Raw genomic sequence first — 21,195 nt, 5'->3', positions numbered from 1 at the left:
TTTCTTTATGACGCCTACTCCCAGTTGCTGGCCGCCACCACTGCCGGATCGACATCCAGCCCGGTCCAGGCCACCGACATCTCCTGCAGTGCCTCGGGCTGCTCGATGCCGATGGCGCGTGCCTTGTACAGTTCCAACAGTGCCAGGAAACGCCCGACGACGATCATGTTCAACTCTGCATCGGCGATCAACGCGTTAAACGTTACCCACGTGTTCTCTCCGGCGACTTTTAGCGTGTTGAGGATCCGCCCGGCTTGTTCGGGGACGGACACTGCGACCTGGTGAATGTGGCCGGTATCCACATGATCGGGGCGGGGGCGGAACACGGCGGCGGCCAACTCGGCGAACTCATCTGCGGTTTTTCCGATCTTCACCTCCGGCAGCAGGTTCGCATGGTGTTCCTCCAATGAGAGGCTGGCCGGGTACACCCTGGCGGCATCTCGCTGCCACTCGGCGAAAAGGCTCGCCACCTGCTTATACGCGCGGTATTGCAGCAGACGGGCAAACAGAAGGTCACGGGTTTCCAGCAGCGCGAGGTCTTCCTCACTTTCCACCTCACCGCGTGGAACCAGTCGGGCGGCTTTCAAGTCCAGCAACGTAGAGGCGACGACGAGGAATTCCGTGACTTCATCCAAGTCCTCCGCGCTGGAACTGAGGTTTTTGGTGTAGGCAATGAACTCGTCGGTGACCTGCGCCAAGGCCACTTCGGTGATGTCCAGCTTGTGGGAGTGGATCAGCTGCAGCAACAGGTCAAAAGGCCCGTCGAAGTTAGCCAGGGCCACTCGGAAGCCGGTGATCTCAGGCTGTTCCGGCTGCTCGGACTGCTCTGGGGGCTCCGGCAGATTAGATTTGCTGAGCGACGCGCTCAATGACTTCCTTTGCCAGGTTCGAATACTGTACAGCGCCCGAGGAGCTCGGTGCCCACGTGTTGATCGGCTCGCCTGCCACGGAAGTTTCCGGGAAGCGCACAGTGCGGGTTATCACGGAGTCGAAGACCTTATCCCCGAAAGCCTCCACCAGCCGCTCCATCACCTCACGAGCGTGCAGAGTGCGGCGGTCGAACATGGTCACCAGGATGCCCAGAACTTCCAGCTTGAAGTTCAGGCGGTCACGGACCTTGTCCACCGTATCCATCAAAAGCGCCAAGCCACGCAGCGAGAAGTACTCGGACTCCACGGGAATGATCACGGAGTCCGCGCAACTCAGTGCGTTTACCGTCAGCAGGCCGAGGGAGGGCTGGCAGTCGACGATGATGAAGTCGTAGTCACGCATGACGGGCCGTAGCGCACGGGCCAGTGCTTGTTCGCGTCCGACCTCGTTGACCAATTGGATCTCTGCAGCCGACAGGTCAATATTCGCCGGCACGACATCCAGACCGTCGACGGGGCTGGAATGGATGGCGTCCAGAATCGAAGTAGAAGAATCGACCAGAAGGTTGTAGACGGTCACGTCCAGTTCGTCGTGGCTGATTCCCAATCCGGCCGACAGCGCCCCCTGCGGGTCCAGGTCAACCAGCAGAACCTTACGGCCGAAGGCAGCCAACGAGGCACCAATGTTGATCGTCGAGGTGGTCTTGCCCACTCCGCCCTTTTGGTTGCACATCGCAATGATGGAGGCCGGGCCGTGGCGATCCAGCGGTTCCGGATCCGGCAGCTCCTTGATCGGTCGGCCAGTGAGGCCGATGCGCTGATCGGGCTTATCAAACAACGCATCAGCGTGCGACTGTGAACGTGACATCAGCTATCCCGTCAAGCCCTTTCCCTTGATTATTCTATTCAACCGATAATTACACTCTAGAGATTATCAGGCGCGCTAGGTACGGGGGTGGGATGAGGCCCAAATTTCCCTCAAGTGCTCAGGGCTGACCTTGGTATAGATCTGTGTCGTCGCAACACTTGCATGGCCCAAGAGTTCCTGCACCACGCGAATATCCGCGCCACCTTCCAACAGGTGGGTGGCGAAGCTGTGCCGCAGACTGTGCGGCGAGACATGCTGCAGCCCCGCCGCGTCCGCTGCCTGCGCGACGATTTTGAAGCCCGACTGCCTACCCAACCGCGCCCCGCGGTTGTTGAGGAACAGCGCCGGGCTGCCCTTCTTGTTCAGACTTGGACGCGCGCGCACCAGGTAGCGTTCCACAGCCTGCAGCGCGGGGCGCCCCAGAGGAACGATGCGCTCTTTGCCGCCCTTGCCGCGAACCAGCAACATGCGTTGCTCCCGGTCAAGATCATCGACGTCGAGGTCCAGCAGTTCCGTGATGCGCGCCCCGGTCGAGTAAAGCATCTCTAGGAGCGCACGGTCGCGGATATTTATTTGCGACGCCCCGTCCCCCGCCGGCACAGCGTTCAGTAGAGCTTCTACCTGTGCGAGGCTTAGCGCCTTGGGAATAGAGCTGCCCTGGGAAGGCGTGGGCACGTCCGCTGCCACATCGAAGGGGAGGCGTCCGTCGGCATGGGCGAAAGAATGCAACCCGCGGATTGCCGCCAGCGCGCGAGCAGCCGAAGATGCCGCCAGGTTGAGATCTTTACGCAGAAAGACGAGGTGATCTTCGATATCTGTGGCTGTCACATCTCCCAGTGCCTTGGCATCCAGCCATTCCAGGTAGCGATCCAGGTCGCGTTGGTAGTTCGACAGTGTGTGTACGGATACGTCCCGTTCGGTCTTTAGATGCCGGATATAGGCTCTGCCGAGTTTATGGTTTGCTTCGCGGCTCAACGGATGAACTTCATGTCCGTGCCCGGCTTGGCTTCAGCGCTGGCGGCGCGCCGCTCGGCAAGGCTGGAGCGATAGTTAAAGGGCTCGGTGACATTGCGGCGGGTACCGGCTGCCAAGTGCAGCAGTGCGATAGTGGCAATGGAGTTTTCCACTTTCCCCGTCTGCACCCATTCAATAGCTTCGGGGATCGGCACCCAGCGCGTCTCGATCTCCGCCTCCTCGAACTCAGCCTCGGGGAGATCAAAGCCGCTGAGATCGCTATCCAAATCCTCAGCCAGGTAGATGCGACACATCTCTTCGCTGAACCCCGGGGACGTCACAACATCCCCCAGCAGATGCCACGTCTGCGCGCACAGGCCAGCTTCCTCCGCCAACTCGCGCCGAGCGGCATCAAGGGGATCTTCTCCCACCATGTCCAGCAAGCCAGCTGGGATTTCCCACAGGTGACGTCCCACCCCGTGGCGGTACTGACGGATCATCATGACGTGACCGTCGCGCACAGCGGCTACGGCAACAGCGGAGAAGTGCTCCACGATTTCTCGCTTAGCTTCTCCAGTGGCGGTAGTGATCGTGTCCCGGCGCACCCCGATAATCGGTGCGTCCAGCAGCAATTCGCTGTCTACGACACGGTACGGTGTGCTGCTTTTGGTGCCCTGTGTATCCATACCATCCCAGTGTAGGAGGGTGTGGTTAGGAACGCTCGGCCTGGTGATTCAGGGCTGCGTCTACAAGTCCCTGGAACAGCGGGTGGGAGCGAGTCGGACGGGACTTGTACTCCGGGTGAGCCTGGGTGGCCACAAAGTATGGGTGCACGTCCTTCGGGTACTCGACGAATTCCACCAAGGTGCCGTCCGGGGAGGTTCCGGAGAACTGCAACCCGGACCCCTCAGTGATCTGCTCGCGGTAGGCGTTGTTCACTTCGTAGCGGTGGCGGTGACGCTCCGAGACATCGGTGGTGCCGTACATTTCTGCGACCAGGGATCCCTCTGCCAAGTGGGCTGGGTAGGCGCCGAGGCGCATGGTTCCGCCCAGGTCAGCCTCGCCCGACACAGCGGCCTTCTGTTCTTCCATGGTGGAGATGACGGGAGTGGAGGCGTTGGCGTCAAACTCGGTAGAAGAAGCATCCGTGAGACCCGCAGTGCGCGCAGCCTCGATCACGATGCACTGCAGACCCAGGCAGATGCCGAGCAGTGGCAGCTTGTTCTTCCGGGCGTAGGTGATGGCGCCGATTTTGCCTTCAATGCCACGGTTGCCGAAACCACCAGGGATAACCACGCCGTCGACGTCCTTCAACGCCTCAGCGGCAGCTTCTTCCGTCTCGCAGTCGTCGGACGCAATCCACTTCACGCGAGCGCGAACATTCGCACCAAAGCCACCTGCGCGAATGGCTTCAGCGACGGACAGATAAGCGTCCGGTAGATCAATGTACTTGCCGACAATGCCGATGGTGACCTCGCCGTTCGGATTGTGGACGCTTTCCAGTAGGTTGCCCCAGGTCGTCCAGTCCACATCGCGGAACGGCAAGTTCAGGCGACGGATGATGTAGTTATCCAGGTGCTGAGAGTGCAGCACCTTCGGGATGTCGTAGATGGAGGGAGCGTCGGGGCAAGAAACCACGCCATCCTCGTCCACGTCACACATCAAGGCGATCTTGGCCTTCATAGCCTGCGGAACTTCACGGTCAGCGCGCAGGACGATCGCATCCGGAACGATACCGATGCTGCGCAGCTCTGCGACAGAGTGCTGAGTCGGCTTCGTCTTCAGCTCACCAGATGGAGCGAGATAAGGAACCAGAGAAACGTGGATGAAGGCAATGTTCTCGCGACCCGCCTCGTGGCGAACCTGGCGGATAGCCTCCAAGAAAGGTTGGGACTCGATGTCACCGACAGTACCGCCGATTTCGCTGATCACTACGTCTGGCGCTTGACCATTCTTGTCTGGCTGTCCCATAGCCAGCACGGCGGCCTTGATCTCATCGGTGATGTGCGGGATCACCTGGACGGTCTTGCCCAGGAACTCACCGCGACGCTCTTTAGCGATCACGTTGGAGTACACCTTGCCGGTGGTGACATTGCCGGCGGCGGAGAGATTGCGATCCAGGAAACGCTCGTAGTGGCCGAGATCCAGGTCGGTCTCCGCACCATCTTCCGTGACGAACACTTCGCCGTGTTCGAATGGGTTCATGGTGCCCGGATCAACGTTGAGGTACGGATCCAGCTTCTGCATCGTTACACGCAGGCCACGGGAGGAAAGCAGCTGTCCTAGGCTGGCCGCAGTGAGCCCCTTGCCCAACGAGGACGCCACACCGCCGGTGACGAAAATGAATTTAGTGCTGTTCTTTGCACGATTAGTGGCCAAGGTAACTCCCGAATCAACGACGCTTAAACTTCGCTATCTACGGGGTTTCAGCCTAACACAAGCCTATTCCGGCGTAGCATCTGACGCGTTCGAAGCTGCCCCATAATGCCCCGCCTTGTTGTCCTTTTGCTGGCCTAGCGCACGGATGGTAGCGATGCGTCCGGCTACGGTGTCCACGTTGTCGATCGTGGAGACTGCTTCCTTCGCATCCTTATCGGCACGAACCTGGCCAATGGCTCCGTTATCTTCCGCGCTGCCTGCCTGTGCTGCGAGTACAGCGCCCTTCGTGCGAGAATCCAGCCCCGCGACAAAGTCAGCTACGAATTTGGTGCTGTAGTTGCCATGGGCCGCGTCGTCAGAGGTATTGCCTCCTACGACCAGAGCCAGATCCGCGGCTTTTGGAGCTTCTCCTTGGTAGGCAATGAGATCCTCGTTGGACAACGCACCGAGGGCTATGCCGCGATCAGTTTCGCTGGCCTCTTTGTCACCTGCTGCCAGGGCTGCTCCCAGCAGCTGGCCGGTGTGCATACCGGGATCTAGTTTGTCTTCCGATAGTTTCGCGCCCGCCGGCAAAGAGTTGGCTGCAATGGACTTCAGAGAGTCACCGCTATCTGCGCTCAGTGCCTTATCTGTCAGCTCGATGACACCGTTAACGCTGCCGCCAGCCATTTTGATTAGGCGCTTGAGGCTATCGGTATTGGCCTGGTCGGCGTCAGGAAGAACAAAAAGATTAACCGAGGTACCACGCAAGAGATTGCGCACCGCCGGGCCCGAAACCGAACCGAGAACCTTGTCGCTGGCGGCAGACTGTCCCTCGGCTTTGTCACGCGCGGCTTTTTCGTCCTTCAGCTGCTGCGCGGCGGAGGAATCTTTCGCTACTGGCCCACCCGGTACGTTCGGCGCGAGGGCAAAGAAACCCAATGCGGTACCTGCGGCGATGCCAAAACTCAGGCCGGCGATAACCTTGCCGGCGGAGCCTTTCGAGTTTTTACTCATACTTATCCCGTCTACTGCCTAGCTCTTGAACAGATCCTGCACGCTAAGGGCAAAGCTGTTCCAGGTGTCGATGAGGTTATCCACGAACGCACCATCGCCAGAGAACCCAATAATCGCGATGATGACGGCAAGGGCAACCAGGATGCCCAGGATTGCCCAGATCCAGCCACCGCCGGACCTAGAAACTCGGTAGAGCTCGGCCACAGCAGTGGAATCAACGAGCCGCGGCCCTACTCGCAGACGAGACATCAAGGCCGACGGAGTGTCCGGCGACTGTGCTCGTTGGAACACGGTATCCAGATCTTCGATCTCGCCGAGGTTTACCACCATGGAAGCACCGTGGTAGTTGGCCAGCAGCAGAGCCAGATCAGTCGGGTTCTGCGTGGCAGCGGGGAACGTCATGGCGCCCACGCCCAGGTCTTGAATGCGCTCCAAGCCCACTGCATGCCCGTCCGGGTCTGCCGGCAGCACAACGGTGGCGCCGCTGCGCAGTGCTTCGTTGGAGATTTTCTCCGGGTCACCAATGATCACATTCGGACGGTAGCCCTCTTGGATCAAGCTGTCGGCTGCGTTTTCTACCGCCACGATAATCGGCGAGTACTCCCGCATGAAGTAACGCAGATCCTTGAGCTTCTGCTCGATACGCGCGTCAGGGCTTGCCACCAGCACCTTGCGGTCGTCCATGTCCACATCCACATCCGGGATGCCGAGGCCATCGACCAGCAGAGGAGCCTCGGAACGGACGAATTCGGACATGTTGCCGGACAACGCTTCCATGTGGTCGCCGAGCGCCTCGCGAGCGTCTTCGAAGCGGGAGGACGCGGTATCCATGTCGAGGATCTCGCCTCCGCCGATGGAGCGGTCGCCGTAGTAGACCTTGCCGTCGTCGATGCGCCCCTTCTTGCCGTTCTTCACCTTAGCAATCAGGTCTTCACCGGCGTTTTCGATCAGCAGGATGCCTTCGTCGAGCATCATCTGCGGGCCGAAATTCGGCACTTGTCCAGTGGTGAATTGTTGAGCGTTCACGACGGCGGAAACGCGCGCGTCGATGAGCTTCTGGCTGGTTGCACGGCTGATATCGGATTCGTCGACAATGGCGATGTCGCCCTCGGAGATCTTGGCCTTAGTAAATCCCTTGGGTCCGGTGAGGTCACGGGTGGCGCCGTTGATTCCGGGCTGGTCACTACGGGAGAAAATCATGCCCACCATTGTGGTGTTCATGTGGCCAGTGTTGCGTTAGGCGCGCCGGGAAATGGCCTAACGAATCACCTTTCGTACCGTTTGACGCGCAGTTTCGTCGTGTTTCCTCCTATCGCGCCCCTTCTTCCCCGAAATCAGTGGGTCTTCACCGCTTAGGAAAAGCCGGCGGAAGTAAGAGCGATCCTGCTTGCCGTAAGTCAGCGACGACCCGCGCAGACCACTCTTCACTCCCTTACCTGTTTGGCCAATGCTTGTTCCTCTTCCCATTACTGTGGACGCCACGTTCCCGCCGCCCTTCACTCCAGCACCGCCCTTTGCGCCAGTGGTTCCGTGGACCGCAGAAGTTGCACCCTTGCCGGAGTTAGGAGTGTTCGCGTGCGCGTTCTCCCCGTGAGGGGTGTTGAGAGGGCTGGAGATTGTTTTCAGGCTGCCTGGGAGGTTCGGGCGGGGTGCCGTGGTGGAGACGTTTCGCAAGTCCGCCTTAGGGGTGCCGGTGACGGGGTTTGCGCTGGTTCCGGCGCCGGCGCCTCCACTAATGCTGCGAAGCTGTGAGCCATTCCCCCTGGTGCCCAGTTCGCTCACCGCGCCGGAGCGCCCGGCTGCGCCGCCGCCAGTTCCGAAGCGGCTCTGTGCGTTGATAAGGTTCTCCGTCCCTGGCATGGAAGTACCGCCCTGGCCGGGAACGGTTGGAGTGGCGGTGGCCGCGGTTGCTTGGTGGGGCGTGCTCACCGGTGCCTGCGCCGGTGACGTGATGCCTCCGGGCGCAAATCCGGGCGCCTGAGGCGCTGCTGTGGCCGCTGCGGGTTGGACGGGGGCAGGTGTGTTAGCCGGAGCGTGCAGGCCACCTGGTGCCGGAGCCGCGTGAGTGGCTGCGGTCGCTGCGGTGGGATTAGGTGCATTCGTTGCCGCGGCGGCAGCTTGCTCGCCGTGAGCTGTGGCGCTTGCGGGGGCAACAGCATGTGTGTGGCCGTTGATGTGCGTGACCGTCGGTTGTGCGGAGGCGGTGGAGACGGTGGTGGCGTCCAGAGTTCCTCCGCCAGAGTGCCCAACGATCGGAACCCCGAGGTTGGAGACGGGAGGGCGCACCATCTCGAGGGATGGCTGCAGTTGCGAGGAAACGAAGTTGGCGACGGCGGCTTGTTCGGCGAGTAGGCGTTCCGCAGGGTCGGCGATCAGCGAGGTTGTAGCTTGGATGGTTTCGAGTGCTTGCAGGTTGGTGCTGCGGACGAGCGGGAATTGGCGGACGGAGCCGGCCATTGCGGTGGTGTTGGAGGCTACGACAAGACCGGTTTTGTGGACATCGTCGATGGCTTCGCGCGCCATGTCGAATGAGTAACCCTCGGAGGAGTTCGCCAGGCCGGTAGATGCGCTCTTGAGGTTATCCATTGAGTTTTTGAGCGCCTTGGCTGCGTTTTCCCAAGAGTCCGCGACCGCGAGTGGCGCGGAATCGTCCCCCTGAAATGCCGTGATGAGCGAAGTCAGCGGCATCGTGGCCTCCGCCACGGTCACTGGCGGGTTGTACATCAGGTTGTCGATCGACCGAGAATCGCGGGTTGGGATAAAAAATTTCCGCATTCTGTTATCGGCGACCGAGACCTGGGAATTCACCTGATCGAAGGACTTCTTGCTGAAATACTCCTGCAGGTCGAAGCCTTCCAGTTGGTTGGAGAATACCTCCTGGAGCCATTCAATATTTGATTTTAAAATATCGAGAACGTTCTCAGCAGACCCTGATTGCCCCACCCAAAACGACCGATGCTGCGAGAAAGCGCCTGTAACTGAGGGTGCACCAGTGTAACTTCCTAAACTTCGACCGGCAGTCTTCAACCCTTTTAACGCAATCAATGACGATCGCAAACTTTGCTGAACAGCTCTTAGTCCAGAAACATCGAACCTGATCATTCCCCACCCCTATAAATCATCAAATATTAGTTATGTTGTCGTAAATTTGAAAGAAATACTCTGAGTACAGACACACTTCTTGAACACTACTATCTGATCCCCCAGAAAGGCTCTCGATAGCCAACCTTCCATCACTCATATTTTTGGCAATAATACACTCACTAGACTTTTCCCCTTCACCTCCAATGGGAACTACGTCCTCACGACGAGGGGCGTAGTTCACCTCTTTCCGATAACCGTCGATTTGTTTATCACCGTCAAGTGAAACTTGAAATAGTCCTTCAGAAAAAAATCCGTTGACCGGCGATTCCTCAAAAAAATTACATGTGTAGTTCAGTGATGAATTAATAGATATTTCTTGACCAAATCCTAACTCTTTCAGGCGTGTTGAAACTTGCTTATCACAGATGTCTGGAAGACCTTGGAAACTTTGCGTATCCCCCTTCCCCTCTAGCTTCGGAAGTTCGATGGGATCCCCCACGTACTTCTGCGATGCCCACACATAGTGCTCCCACGGATCCGTCGGCTCGGTCTCGAACCACATCCCCTTGTGCCCCTCAGGTTTTAGCATACGGCCGTCGCCTTCGGTCCCTCCTGAACCCGAGTTATCCACAGGACCGTCGCTTGTCGATAACTCTTCCGTTTCTGCAAAAGCACCGGTCAAGGCAGGTTCCTCGTCCTCGCTGCCGCACGCAGTCAAAGCGAATCCAAAAAGAATTAGAAACACACTTGCCGCTACACGTTTCACCGTCTTAGCCCCCTCACACTGCACGCAGATCGCTGCGGGTGCGCGCTCCCCCTCTTAACACAGCACTACTGTAGCGCCGATCACATCCCGGCGCCCGCTGGCCAAAAAATTTTCTACAGCTCCGCTTTCGCTTCCGTAGCCATCGCCATCAGCTCTTCGGCGTGAGCCCGCCCCGTTTCAGACTCCAACCCTGCCAACATACGAGACAGCTCTTCTGTCCGTTCATCCTCGCTCAGCGTACGGACCGAGGAGGTCACCGAATCCTTTGACGTCGCCTTAGCCACATATACGTGGGCGTCACCAAATGCGGCGACCTGTGGCAGGTGAGTTACAACAATGACCTGATTCTCGATCGCGAGCTTAGCCAGGCGCCGCCCAATCTCCACAGCTGCCTTGCCACCGACGCCCGCATCAACCTCATCGAAAACCATCGTGCGACCACCGTCCGAACCTGCAGCCAGTACAACCTCCAGCGCCAACATCACGCGAGAAAGCTCACCGCCAGAGGCCGAACCCGCCAAAGGGTTCACATTCCCACCCTGCACCAGCTGAAACTCGACCTCATCAAGGCCATGCGGACCGAGCTCCTCCTGCTGCCGCACGTCCACTCGAATCTCGGCGGACATGTGCAGCCCCCGGATCTCTTCAGTAACGGCCTTGGAAAATTTTTTCGACGCCCTCACGCGTGCCCCAGAAAGCTTGCCCGCGATCGCGCTCGCTACTTCCCGCGCAGAGGCGACCTCATCTTGCAGCTTCTGCAGCGCTTCATCGGAGACGTCCATCGACTCCAGCCGCTCGCGCGCCTGATCGCGCCATGCCAGGGCACCGTCAACGTCCACGGCGTACTTACGCAGCTCCCGTAGCTGTGTTTGGCGCTGTAAAAGCCCGTCGAGTTCATCGGGGTCCGGCACGTCCAACAGTGCCTGGCCGATTTCGGAGGAGATATCGCCTAGCAACACCCCAACCTCATTTAGGCGGTCAGCAAGATCTGAAAGAATATCTCCCTCATCGTCCGGATCCACCAAACCGGATAGTTCGTTAGCTGCTTGGGATACCAGCGCACCGGCACCTTCGGAATCGCCAAAGTCATCGCCTGTTCCCATGCCATCCAAACCATCCAGCGCCGCTTGGGCACGCTGAAGTCCCGCACGGATATCGTCTGCGGCCTGCAAACGCTTAATCTGCGCCTTAACCTCAGCGTCCTCGCCGGGCTGCGGATCAATGTCGTCGATAGCCTCCACCGCACGCTGGAGTGTTTCGCTCTCTAAGGCAAGGTCGCGGCGGGCGGCCATGCGACGGCGCAGATCCTTATCCAAGCGCAACCATTCGGCGCGCTTTTCCCTGTACTCGGCCACAGTGTCAGCCAATCCCGCATAGTCATCCAACGCGCCGAGTTGGCGCACGGGATCCAGCAGTCGCATCTGATCGTTCTGCCCGTGGATCGTAATTACATGGCCAGCGAATTCCCCCAGCATGCCCGCCGCCACGGTCTTTCCAGCCAGGTGCGCACGGGAACGGCCCGTGGCATTGACCGTGCGCGAAGCAATCACTTCACCCTCGTCAATATAGCCACCGACCTGATCCACCAGCTCCTCTACTGCTGGGGAATCCGCAGAGAATATACCCTCCACGCTGGCCTTATCAGCGCCATTTCGCACACGGGAAGCGTCCGCGCGATTCCCCGAAAGCAAGCGTAAAGAGCTCACAACCATCGTCTTACCAGCGCCAGTTTCGCCGGTGACGACGCTCAAGCCAGTGGAAAACTCCGCCGTCGCTTCCTCAATCACGCCGAGGTTGCGAATGTGTAATTCGTGCAGCATTGCTAGTGACGCGGGCCCCTCCAGCCCGTCACAGGCAAACGGAACTTATGCACCAGGCGGTCAGTGAAAGGTGCGGAATCCAGACGTACCCACCGCACCGGCTGCGGGCCACGGCGAATCTCCACGCGGGCGCCAGGGGGCATGTGAATCTGGCGGAAACCATCCATAACAACCGTTGCGGGCGAGGTCGATGGGTTCGTCTCTACTGCCACCATCGAGTTCGGGGAAACCACCAGCGGACGGCTGAACAGCGTGTGCGCGTTGCTGGTAACCACCAGAATCGCATCCAGCTCCGGCCACAGAACCGGGCCACCTGCACTGAAGGCGTAGGCGGTGGAGCCGGTGGGCGTCGATACCAAAACACCGTCGCAACCGAACGAGGAAACAGGCCGCTCGTCGACCTCCAGGATCGTATCCAGGACACCCTGGCGGTTCAGGTTCTCTACCGAACACTCATTGAGCGCCCAGCCCGTGCCCAGCACACGACCATCCATATCGCGGGCAGTAATGGAGAGGGTCATGCGATCCTCGATGCGGTAATCGCGATCGATCACGCGATCCACGGCCTCCTGCAGGGACTCTTGTTCCCACTCTGCAAGGAAGCCGATATGGCCCATGTTGATGCCGAGAACCGGTACATCCGCGGAATGCGCAATATCGGCAGCGCGGAGGAACGTGCCATCGCCGCCCAAGACGATCACCATTTCCACGCCCGTGGCCGCTTCCTTGGTGTGGCCAAAGCGCTTAAAGCGGCCCAGGATCTCGTGGCGCGCTACCGGGGCTGGGTCGGCGGTAGCCATCACGCGGACGTTGACGCCGCCCTTTTGTAGCCGAGATGCAGCCTCGGCAGCCAGCCCGAGGTTTTCGTGTACGCCAGTGTGCGCAACCAGCAGGACTTCGCGCTCCGCGTTCTTGTCACTGCCTGTATCGGCGCCGTTGTCGGCACTGCGTTCCGCGCCGTGGTCAGTCCCCGGTGTGGTCACTGCGGCCCCTCCTTGATGGCGGTTGCGATCATCTCGTCCAGGCCGGTGTAGTCAGCCTCTGCACCCATGCTAGGCGAAACCGCAGCGCCGTCCTTGACCAACCAGAGAAAATACTCCACATTGCCACTCGGCCCTGGCAGAGGAGAGGCGACAACGGCCTTCGTCCTCAAACCATACTTCATCGCCTCAATTGCCACGTCGCGGGTAACTTCGGCGCGCAGTTCAGGGCTCCGGACCACACCGCCGTGTCCTAGGCGATCCTTCCCCACCTCAAATTGGGGCTTAACCATCGGCAGCAGATCTCCGCCCTGTTTCACACAAGCAGCCAGGGCTGGCAGAACCAAGCGGATGGAAATGAAGCTCAAGTCGCCGACCATCAGGTCCACTTCGCCGCCAAGTGCTTCCGGGGTGAGGGTGCGCACGTTCGTACGATCCATAACATCCACCCGGTCGTCGTTTTGCAGCCGCCAGATGAGCTGTCCATAGCCCACATCCACGGCCTTGACCTTCGCGGCACCACGGTCTAGGCACACATCGGTAAAACCACCGGTCGAAGCGCCGGCATCCAGAACAGTCTTGCCTGCAAGCGTTAGCCCTTGCGGCTCGAATGCCTCCAGCGCCCCAAGGAGTTTATGCGCACCTCGGCTAGCCCAACGGTCGTCTTCGGATTCCGCCACTTTGATGGAGACATTGCCGTCCACCCCGCTGGCGGGCTTCTTCGCTAACATTCCATTGACGGTCACACGCCCGGATTTAATCATCTCCTGGGCGTGTTCCCGGCTCCGGGCGATCTTACGCGCCACCAGTTCCGCGTCGAGACGCTGCAGCTTGGCACCCCTTTTCGCCATCAGCGCTCGCCTCCGAGTGCCTCGTTAACCACCCGGTGAGCTTCCTCCAACACGGCTGCTTCTTCCGCGCCGTGTACATCACGCGCCAGTAACTCGTCGACGGCCTGTGCTAGCTCTTCTTGTTGACGCCTACTGTCCCCCGACAACATCGAAGGTTTCGGCTGCCCCTCTCCCACTTACTTCCAACCTCCTAGTGCCTCCATGGCTTGTGCGTCTGCACCCACAAAGTCAATATCCGCAGCGGAGGTGATCTGCGAGATGTCAGGGTTGTCGATCAGCTGCCACGCCTCCGGCGCGGCTACGGCCAGTGCTTCAGCGGCCATGATTTCCACGTCACCAAGTTCACCAGCGGTAACGCGGATACGAGCAGTACCCGGGTCCACGCTGGCTGACCATCCGGCGAGGTGATCCCGTAGGTTACCTGCAATGAACGTTGGCCGGTGGGACGGCGGGGCGTCAATAATATCGGTGTGGGTAGACACCCCAGTGACGGTGCAGAGAGTATCCATACCTGCTGCATTACCACCGGCGATGTCAGTATCCAGCCGATCGCCGACGGCTAGTGGCTTGGTGGAACCGATCTTCCGAGCAGCAACCAGAAACATGGCGGGGCCTGGCTTGCCTGCGGATTCCGGGGTCACGCCCGTAGCGGAGGTGACGGCGGCGACCATCGACCCGTTGCCGACCATGAAACCGCGCTCCGAGGGCAGAGTCGTATCCAAGTTGGAAGCAAAGTAGCGGGCGCCGTGCTGGATAGCCAAGGCGCCTTCGGAAAGCCGCGCCCAGTCATTATCTGGGCTATGGCCGTGGAAGACGACGTGCGGGTGGTCGTCGGCGGTATCGGTGACGGTAAAGCCTGCATCTGCGACCAACTGTTTGAATGATTCGTGGCCGATCACAAATGCTCGTGGTTGGTCGACGCCGGAATCAGCAATGTACTGCTTGCCGAGATCGCAGGCCGCCATGGCGGACGTGACAACATGATCCGCGTCGGCCTTAAACCCCATCGAGTTCAGATGCTCCGCGACTTGTTGGGGTGCGCGGGAAGCATTGTTGGTCACGTACATCACCTGGCGACCGGCTAGGCCTTCTGCTGCACCTGGAATCGGGGTATGGCCGGAAAAGACCGTACCGTCGAGATCGGCAAGAAGTGCGTCGTAGTTGTCCAGCAGCGGGTGGGCCATCGGCTATTTTTCCTCGCTTTGGGATGCGGCCTCTTGGTCTTCGTCCAGCTCGGCCAGACGGTCGGACACATCGAGTACTTCTTCGGTATCCATTTCTGCGGCGCGGTTAAACCACTCCACAGCCTCTTTCTTGCGGCCAACGGTTACGAGGGCATCGGCATAAGCGTAGAAAAGGCGCATACGAGTGACATCAGGTGCCTCAGCATTTTCTAGCTGCGCTTCGAGCGCTGAGAGCGCGTCATTTGGATGGTCGAGATCCTGGTGGGCGCCTGCGACGACGATAGCAAGCTCCACCTTAGATTCTGCATCCAGTTGATCCGCTTGAGGATCATTGGCGACATCAAGGGCTTTCTCAGGCTTGCCAAGCCCACGCTCGCAGTCGGCGAGGACAGGAAGCAGGCCTGGGCCACCGGCCATTCGACGTGCGGCGCGCAGTTCGGAAATAGCTTCCTTCCACTCGCCTGCGTGGTAGGCGACGATTCCGCAGGTCTCGCGTGCCACGGAAACGCGGCCCGCACGATCCTTCGCAGCACGAGCGTGAGCCAGTGCCTTTTCCGGCTCATTATCTAGCAGAGTGGCGGCCATGATTAGGTGCTTCGCCACCATGTCTGCGTTGTCTTTGGACAAGCTGCGGAGTTCTTGGCGTACGGAAGGATCTAGCTCCTTGGGGTCGAGATCCTGAGGCACTTCGGGTTCATTGAGGCGCTTGTTCAGGCGTTCCTCTCGGTAACCTGCGCGCTGAGGACCACTGTGCGGGCCGCGCTGGGTGTCCCAGTTAGAGCTGCGCTTTTTATTGGAGTTACGGTTTGGGCGCCCGCCGCGGTTGGGCTTGAACCCACCCTTGTTGCGGAATTTGCCATCACCCTGTGGTCGTCCTCCACGACCGCGATTGCTGTTTGAATTCTCAACCATGCTTGGGAGTGCACCTTCCGTCGTCTATTTGTCTTCAGGTTTTCGGGTCCGCCCCGTGAACCTTATCAATCCTAGTTTCCTGCGTTGCGGCGGCGCAATCGAGCTGGGCTTTGTGGGGACGCCTACTTGTCCGCAGCAGCGCAGTTAGACATAAAAAAAATGAGGTGTGGGTTGCTGTAACCCTTTAAAAGGCTACAACGACCCACACCCCATCTTTTAAGTTTTAATGCCGGCGGTGACTTACTCTCCCACACCCTCCCAGGTGCAGTACCATCAGCGCAGGTAGGCTTAGCTTCCGGGTTCGGAAAGGGACCGGGCGTGACCCCACCGCTAACAACCACCGACAAACCATACAGAACAAAACACACACCCAACCAAACCCCAGGGTTCGCTGGTGTGTAGTGCCGTTCCAGACACTGCATAACAAACGCGAGTACACACTCATGCGACAATCCGAAATCGTCTTAGCCACAACCACAAACGTGGTTCAATGTGTTGAACATCGGCCAATTAGTACCGGTCACCTCCATCACTCACATGACTTCCAGATCCGGCCTATCAACCCCATAATCTATAGGGAACCTCAAAAGAAACCTCATCTCAGAACAGGCTTCCCGCTTAGATGCTTTCAGCGGTTATCCCTCCCATACGTAGCCAACCAGCCATGCCACGGGCGTGACAACTGGCCCACCAGAGGTATGTCCGTCCCGGTCCTCTCGTACTAGGGACAGCCTTCTTCAAGTTTCAACGCGCACGGCGGATAGAGACCGAACTGTCTCACGACGTTCTAAACCCAGCTCGCGTGCCGCTTTAATGGGCGAACAGCCCAACCCTTGGGACCTACTCCAGCCCCAGGATGCGACGAGCCGACATCGAGGTGCCAAACCATCCCGTCGATATGGACTCTTGGGGAAGATCAGCCTGTTATCCCCGGGGTACCTTTTATCCGTTGAGCGACACCGCTTCCACAAGCCGGTGCCGGATCACTAGTCCCTACTTTCGTACCTGCTCGACCTGTCAGTCTCACAGTCAAGCTCCCTTGTGCACTTACACTCAACACCTGATTGCCAACCAGGCTGAGGGAACCTTTGGGCGCCTCCGTTACACTTTGGGAGGCAACCGCCCCAGTTAAACTACCCACCAGGCACTGTCCCTAACCCGGATCACGGGCCGAGGTTCAGATGCCCAATCCGATCAGAGTGGTATTTCACCAACGACTCCACAACCACTAGCGTGACCGCTTCACAGTCTCCCACCTATCCTACACAAACCGAACCGAACACCAATACCAAGCTATAGTGAAGGTCCCGGGGTCTTTTCGTCCTGCCGCGCGTAACGAGCATCTTTACTCGTACTGCAATTTCACCGGGCCTGTGGTTGAGACAGCAGGGAAGTCGTTACGCCATTCGTGCAGGTCGGAACTTACCCGACAAGGAATTTCGCTACCTTAGGATGGTTATAGTTACCACCGCCGTTTACTGGGGCTTAAATTCTCCGCTTCGGACAAAGCGTCCTAACAGGTCCTCTTAACCTTCCAGCACCGGGCAGGCGTCAGTCCGTATACATCGACTTAAAGTCTTCGCACGGACCTGTGTTTTTAGTAAACAGTCGCTTCCCTCTATTCTCTGCGACCACCACCAGCTCAACACGTCGTTCACCAGTAGTGGCACCCCTTCTCCCGAAGTTACGGGGCCATTTTGCCGAATTCCTTAACCACAGTTCACCCGAACGCCTTAGTATTCTCTACCTGACCACCTGTGTCGGTTTACGGTACGGGCCGTACATGCACTCACTAGAGGCTTTTCTCGACAGCATAGGATCACCAACATCCCCACAACGGGTACGCATCACGCCTCACCCTACATGCAGGACGGATTTACCAATTCCTGCGGGCCACACGCTTACACCACAATCCAATAAGTGGCTTGGCTACCTTCCTGCGTCACCCCATCGCTTGGCTACTACCAGATCAGGTCCTACGCATCCACACACCACACACACAAAGTGCATGCAGCATACTTCAGGGCAGTTAGTATCACTGATTCACCATTGGTCGCACACACACGGGTACGGGAATATCAACCCGTTAACCATCGACTACGCCTGTCGGCCTCGCCTTAGGACCCGACTCACCCTGGGAAGATTAGCTTGACCCAGGAACCCTTAGTCATCCGGCGGATACGTTTCGCACGCATCATTCGCTACTCATGCCTGCATTCTCACTCGCATAACCTCCACCACACGGTCACCCGGCAGCTTCAACGATCACACGACGCTCCCCTACCAACCCAACAACAGTTGAGTTCCGCGGTTTCGGCGGTGTACTTGAGCCCCACTACATTGTCGGCGCAGAACCACTCGACCAGTGAGCTATTACGCACTCTTTCAAGGATGGCTGCTTCTAAGCCAACCTCCTGGCTGTCTTCGCGATCCCACATCCTTTTCCACTTAGCACACTCTTAGGGGCCTTAACCGGCGATCTGGGCTGTTTCCCTCTCGACTAACGAAGCTTATCCCCCGCAGTCTCACTGCCGCGCTCTGACTTACCGGCATTCGGAGTTTGGCTGACGTCGCTAAGATGATAGTCCCGCTCAACCAACCAGTAGCTCTACCTCCGGCAAGAAACACACGACGCTGCACCTAAATGCATTTCGGGGAGAACCAGCTATCACGGAGTTTGATTGGCCTTTCACCCCTACCCACAACTCATCCCCTCAGTTTTCAACCTAAGTGGGTTCGCGCCTCCACAGCCTCTTACAGCTGCTTCACACTGGCCATGGGTAGATCACCCCGCTTCGGGTCCAGGACATGCCACTCACAACACCCTCATTAGGATTCGGTTTCCCTACGGCTACCCCACATAACGGGTTAACCTCGCGACATGCCGCTGACTCGCAGGCTCATTCTTCAAAAGGCACGCCATCACCCAAAAGGCTCTGACGGCTTGTAGGCACACGGTTTCAGGTACTATTTCACTCCCCTCCCGGGGTACTTTTCACCATTCCCTCACGGTACTCATACACTATCGGTCACAATAAGTATTCAGGCTTACCGGGCGGTCCCGGCAGATTCACAGCAGATTCCACGAGCCCGCTGCTACTCGGGTATCACATCAACCCCAACACCACATGCTTTCACGTACCGGACTCTCACCGTCTACGGCAGGCCATTCCAAACCACTTCCGCTAACACACAATGCCAAGGCACGGCATGGCAGCACCGCACAACACAACCCCACAACCCCACACACGCAACCCCTGCCAGGTATCACACGCATGCAGTTTAGCCAAAATCCACGTTCGCTCGCCGCTACTAGCAGAATCATTATTATTTTCTTCTCCTACGGGTACTGAGATGTTTCACTTCCCCGCGTTACCACCACACAAACTATGAATTCATCCATGCAGCGACCACACACAACTGTGGCCAGGTTTCCCCATTCGGACACCCTCGGATCAACGCTCGATTGACAACTCCCCGAGGACTATCGCGGCCTTCCACGTCCTTCATCGGCTTATCATGCCCAAGGCATCCACCGTGCGCCCTTCACAGACAACACAAAATACTAAGACACCCACACACCAACAACCCACACCACAACAGTGCAGACCATCAGCGCATGAACACAATGATTTCAAACAAAAATCACAAAAAAGAAGATACTCGCGTCCACTATACAGTTCTCAAACAACACAACACCCAAAACAACACAATCACCACTATCGGCAATCACATCACTTCAAGGCGCTCACACAAAGGAACAATAGATTGTCCCAGACACCCAACAGCCATGACAAACCAAAAACTTCGCTAACCCAACCCCACAAAACAGTGCCAACCCCAACACACGCACACTCTTAAACAAACAATGTGACACGATCCAACAACCAACAACCACACACGTGGCTGAACCGGTTACCTATTCACCCAGAAAAAAATAAACAAAAATACTCCTTAGAAAGGAGGTGATCCAGCCGCACCTTCCGGTACGGCTACCTTGTTACGACTTCGTCCCAATCGCCAATCCCACCTTCGACAGCTCCCTAACAAGTTTGGGCCACTGGCTTCGGGTGTTACCAACTTTCATGACGTGACGGGCGGTGTGTACAAGGCCCGGGAACGTATTCACCGCAGCGTTGCTGATCTGCGATTACTAGCGACTCCGACTTCATGGAGTCGAGTTGCAGACTCCAATCCGAACTGAGACCGGCTTTAAGGGATTAGCTCCACCTCACGGTATCGCAACCCACTGTACCGACCATTGTAGCATGTGTGAAGCCCTGGACATAAGGGGCATGATGATTTGACGTCATCCCCACCTTCCTCCGAGTTAACCCCGGCAGTCTCTCGCGAGTCCCCACCATAACGTGCTGGCAACACAAGACAAGGGTTGCGCTCGTTGCGGGACTTAACCCAACATCTCACGACACGAGCTGACGACAACCATGCACCACCTGTACACCAGCCACAAGGGAAACTACATCTCTGCAGCGATCCGGTGTATGTCAAGCCCAGGTAAGGTTCTTCGCGTTGCATCGAATTAATCCACATGCTCCGCCGCTTGTGCGGGCCCCCGTCAATTCCTTTGAGTTTTAGCCTTGCGGCCGTACTCCCCAGGCGGGGCGCTTAATGCGTTAGCTACGGCACGGGAATCGTAAATAAAAACCCCACACCTAGCGCCCACCGTTTACGGCATGGACTACCAGGGTATCTAATCCTGTTCGCTACCCATGCTTTCGCTCCTCAGCGTCAGTAACTGCCCAGAGACCTGCCTTCGCCATCGGTGTTCCTCCTGATATCTGCGCATTTCACCGCTACACCAGGAATTCCAGTCTCCCCTACAGCACTCTAGTTATGCCCGTATCGCCTGCACGCCCGAAGTTAAGCCCCGGGATTTCACAGACGACGCGACAAACCACCTACGAGCTCTTTACGCCCAGTAATTCCGGACAACGCTCGCACCCTACGTATTACCGCGGCTGCTGGCACGTAGTTAGCCGGTGCTTCTTATCCAGGTACCGTCACCAAAAAGGCTTCTTCCCTAGCGAAAGGAGTTTACAACCCGAAGGCCTTCATCCCCCACGCGGCGTCGCTGCATCAGGCTTGCGCCCATTGTGCAATATTCCCCACTGCTGCCTCCCGTAGGAGTCTGGGCCGTGTCTCAGTCCCAATGTGGCCGTACACCCTCTCAGGCCGGCTACCCGTCGTCGCCTTGGTAGGCCATTACCCCACCAACAAGCTGATAGGCCGCGGGCTCATCTTGCACCGAAAAACTTTCCACCACACACACTAAAGCATGGTCCTATCCGGTATTAGACCCAGTTTCCCAGGCTTATCCCGAAGTGCAAGGCAGATCACCCACGTGTTACTCACCCGTTCGCCACTCGAGTACCTCTGCAAGCAGAGGCCTTTCCGTTCGACTTGCATGTGTTAAGCACGCCGCCAGCGTTCGTCCTGAGCCAGGATCAAACTCTCCATAAAAATGTCATCAGACACAGGCGAGCCTGAAAACCAGGCAAACAAAAAACAAAA

The 21,195-nt window shown here is 58.1% G+C and carries 15 protein-coding genes and 3 rRNA genes; all 18 read right to left on the bottom strand.

The window, feature by feature from the left end; genetic code table 11:
* Window positions 1-14: 14 nt before the first annotated feature.
* The 18 genes from AC06DS_RS07505 to AC06DS_RS07420 all read right to left on the bottom strand — a co-directional run bounded on the left by AC06DS_RS07505 (window position 15) and on the right by AC06DS_RS07420 (window position 21,144).
* Window positions 15-782, bottom strand: coding sequence for a segregation and condensation protein A (locus AC06DS_RS07505; RefSeq protein ID WP_477101192.1), 768 nt, complete (start codon window positions 780-782; stop codon window positions 15-17).
* Between the two features lie 61 nt (window positions 783-843).
* Window positions 844-1,737, bottom strand: coding sequence for a ParA family protein (locus AC06DS_RS07500; protein ID WP_293791165.1), 894 nt, complete (start codon window positions 1,735-1,737; stop codon window positions 844-846).
* Window positions 1,738-1,812: 75 nt separating this feature from the next.
* The gene (locus AC06DS_RS07495) at window positions 1,813-2,712 is read right to left on the bottom strand and encodes a tyrosine recombinase (protein ID WP_293791164.1); all 900 of its coding nucleotides are present in this window, start codon (window positions 2,710-2,712) and stop codon (window positions 1,813-1,815) included.
* Entirely contained in the window at window positions 2,709-3,377 is a 669-nt protein-coding gene (locus tag AC06DS_RS07490) for an NUDIX domain-containing protein (RefSeq protein ID WP_477100392.1), read from the bottom strand. The genes AC06DS_RS07495 and AC06DS_RS07490 overlap by 4 nt, the downstream gene beginning before the upstream one ends.
* A gap of 25 nt (window positions 3,378-3,402) precedes the next feature.
* Entirely contained in the window at window positions 3,403-5,070 is a 1,668-nt protein-coding gene (locus AC06DS_RS07485) for a CTP synthase (protein WP_477100391.1), read from the bottom strand.
* 63 nt (window positions 5,071-5,133) lie between these two features.
* Window positions 5,134-6,066, bottom strand: coding sequence for a copper transporter (locus AC06DS_RS07480; RefSeq protein ID WP_477100390.1), 933 nt, complete (start codon window positions 6,064-6,066; stop codon window positions 5,134-5,136).
* A gap of 18 nt (window positions 6,067-6,084) precedes the next feature.
* A complete protein-coding gene (steA, locus tag AC06DS_RS07475) occupies window positions 6,085-7,287 on the bottom strand; it encodes a putative cytokinetic ring protein SteA (RefSeq protein ID WP_293791159.1) in 1,203 nt (400 codons plus the stop codon).
* A gap of 36 nt (window positions 7,288-7,323) precedes the next feature.
* On the bottom strand, window positions 7,324-9,009 hold the full coding sequence (locus AC06DS_RS07470; protein ID WP_477100389.1) for a hypothetical protein: 1,686 nt from the start codon (window positions 9,007-9,009) through the stop codon (window positions 7,324-7,326).
* A 178-nt stretch (window positions 9,010-9,187) separates the two neighbouring features.
* Window positions 9,188-9,916, bottom strand: a complete 729-nt coding sequence (locus AC06DS_RS07465; protein WP_476727714.1) for a hypothetical protein — start codon at window positions 9,914-9,916, stop codon at window positions 9,188-9,190.
* Between the two features lie 113 nt (window positions 9,917-10,029).
* Window positions 10,030-11,736: a DNA repair protein RecN gene (recN, locus tag AC06DS_RS07460; RefSeq protein ID WP_477100388.1), complete on the bottom strand. Its 1,707-nt coding sequence runs from the start codon at window positions 11,734-11,736 to the stop codon at window positions 10,030-10,032.
* Between the two features lie 2 nt (window positions 11,737-11,738).
* Window positions 11,739-12,719: an NAD kinase gene (locus AC06DS_RS07455; protein ID WP_477100387.1), complete on the bottom strand. Its 981-nt coding sequence runs from the start codon at window positions 12,717-12,719 to the stop codon at window positions 11,739-11,741.
* Window positions 12,716-13,567: a TlyA family RNA methyltransferase gene (locus AC06DS_RS07450; RefSeq protein WP_473963361.1), complete on the bottom strand. Its 852-nt coding sequence runs from the start codon at window positions 13,565-13,567 to the stop codon at window positions 12,716-12,718. Before AC06DS_RS07450 ends, AC06DS_RS07455 begins: the two co-directional genes overlap by 4 nt.
* Complete coding sequence (locus tag AC06DS_RS07445; protein WP_005294519.1) at window positions 13,567-13,743, bottom strand: hypothetical protein; 177 nt, start codon at window positions 13,741-13,743, stop codon at window positions 13,567-13,569. The genes AC06DS_RS07450 and AC06DS_RS07445 overlap by 1 nt, the downstream gene beginning before the upstream one ends.
* Window positions 13,744-14,751, bottom strand: coding sequence for an HAD-IIA family hydrolase (locus tag AC06DS_RS07440; RefSeq protein WP_293791152.1), 1,008 nt, complete (start codon window positions 14,749-14,751; stop codon window positions 13,744-13,746).
* Between the two features lie 3 nt (window positions 14,752-14,754).
* Entirely contained in the window at window positions 14,755-15,663 is a 909-nt protein-coding gene (locus AC06DS_RS07435; RefSeq protein WP_293791151.1) for a tetratricopeptide repeat protein, read from the bottom strand.
* Between the two features lie 227 nt (window positions 15,664-15,890).
* Window positions 15,891-16,008, bottom strand: a 5S ribosomal RNA gene (gene rrf / locus AC06DS_RS07430).
* Between the two features lie 144 nt (window positions 16,009-16,152).
* Window positions 16,153-19,223 (bottom strand): 23S ribosomal RNA (locus tag AC06DS_RS07425).
* Between the two features lie 398 nt (window positions 19,224-19,621).
* Window positions 19,622-21,144, bottom strand: a 16S ribosomal RNA gene (locus tag AC06DS_RS07420).
* The 16S, 23S and 5S rRNA genes sit together here, the layout of an rRNA operon.
* Window positions 21,145-21,195: the final 51 nt, after the last annotated feature.

Source organism: Corynebacterium sp. TUM25015, assembly GCF_056393505.1.
This window is presented reverse-complemented; position numbering and strand designations above follow the sequence as displayed.

Excerpts from the sequence above, each read along its gene's own strand:
- AC06DS_RS07480 (WP_477100390.1), bottom strand. The coding sequence starts at position 6,066 with ATGAGTAAAAACTCGAAAGGCTCCGCCGGCAAGGTTATCGCCGGCCTG.
- AC06DS_RS07500 (WP_293791165.1), bottom strand. The coding sequence starts at position 1,737 with ATGTCACGTTCACAGTCGCACGCTGATGCGTTGTTTGATAAGCCCGAT.
- AC06DS_RS07450 (WP_473963361.1), bottom strand. The coding sequence starts at position 13,567 with ATGGCGAAAAGGGGTGCCAAGCTGCAGCGTCTCGACGCGGAACTGGTG.
- recN (WP_477100388.1), bottom strand. The coding sequence starts at position 11,736 with ATGCTGCACGAATTACACATTCGCAACCTCGGCGTGATTGAGGAAGCG.
- AC06DS_RS07490 (WP_477100392.1), bottom strand. The coding sequence starts at position 3,377 with ATGGATACACAGGGCACCAAAAGCAGCACACCGTACCGTGTCGTAGAC.
- AC06DS_RS07440 (WP_293791152.1), bottom strand. The coding sequence starts at position 14,751 with ATGGCCCACCCGCTGCTGGACAACTACGACGCACTTCTTGCCGATCTC.
- AC06DS_RS07435 (WP_293791151.1), bottom strand. The coding sequence starts at position 15,663 with ATGGTTGAGAATTCAAACAGCAATCGCGGTCGTGGAGGACGACCACAG.
- steA (WP_293791159.1), bottom strand. The coding sequence starts at position 7,287 with ATGAACACCACAATGGTGGGCATGATTTTCTCCCGTAGTGACCAGCCC.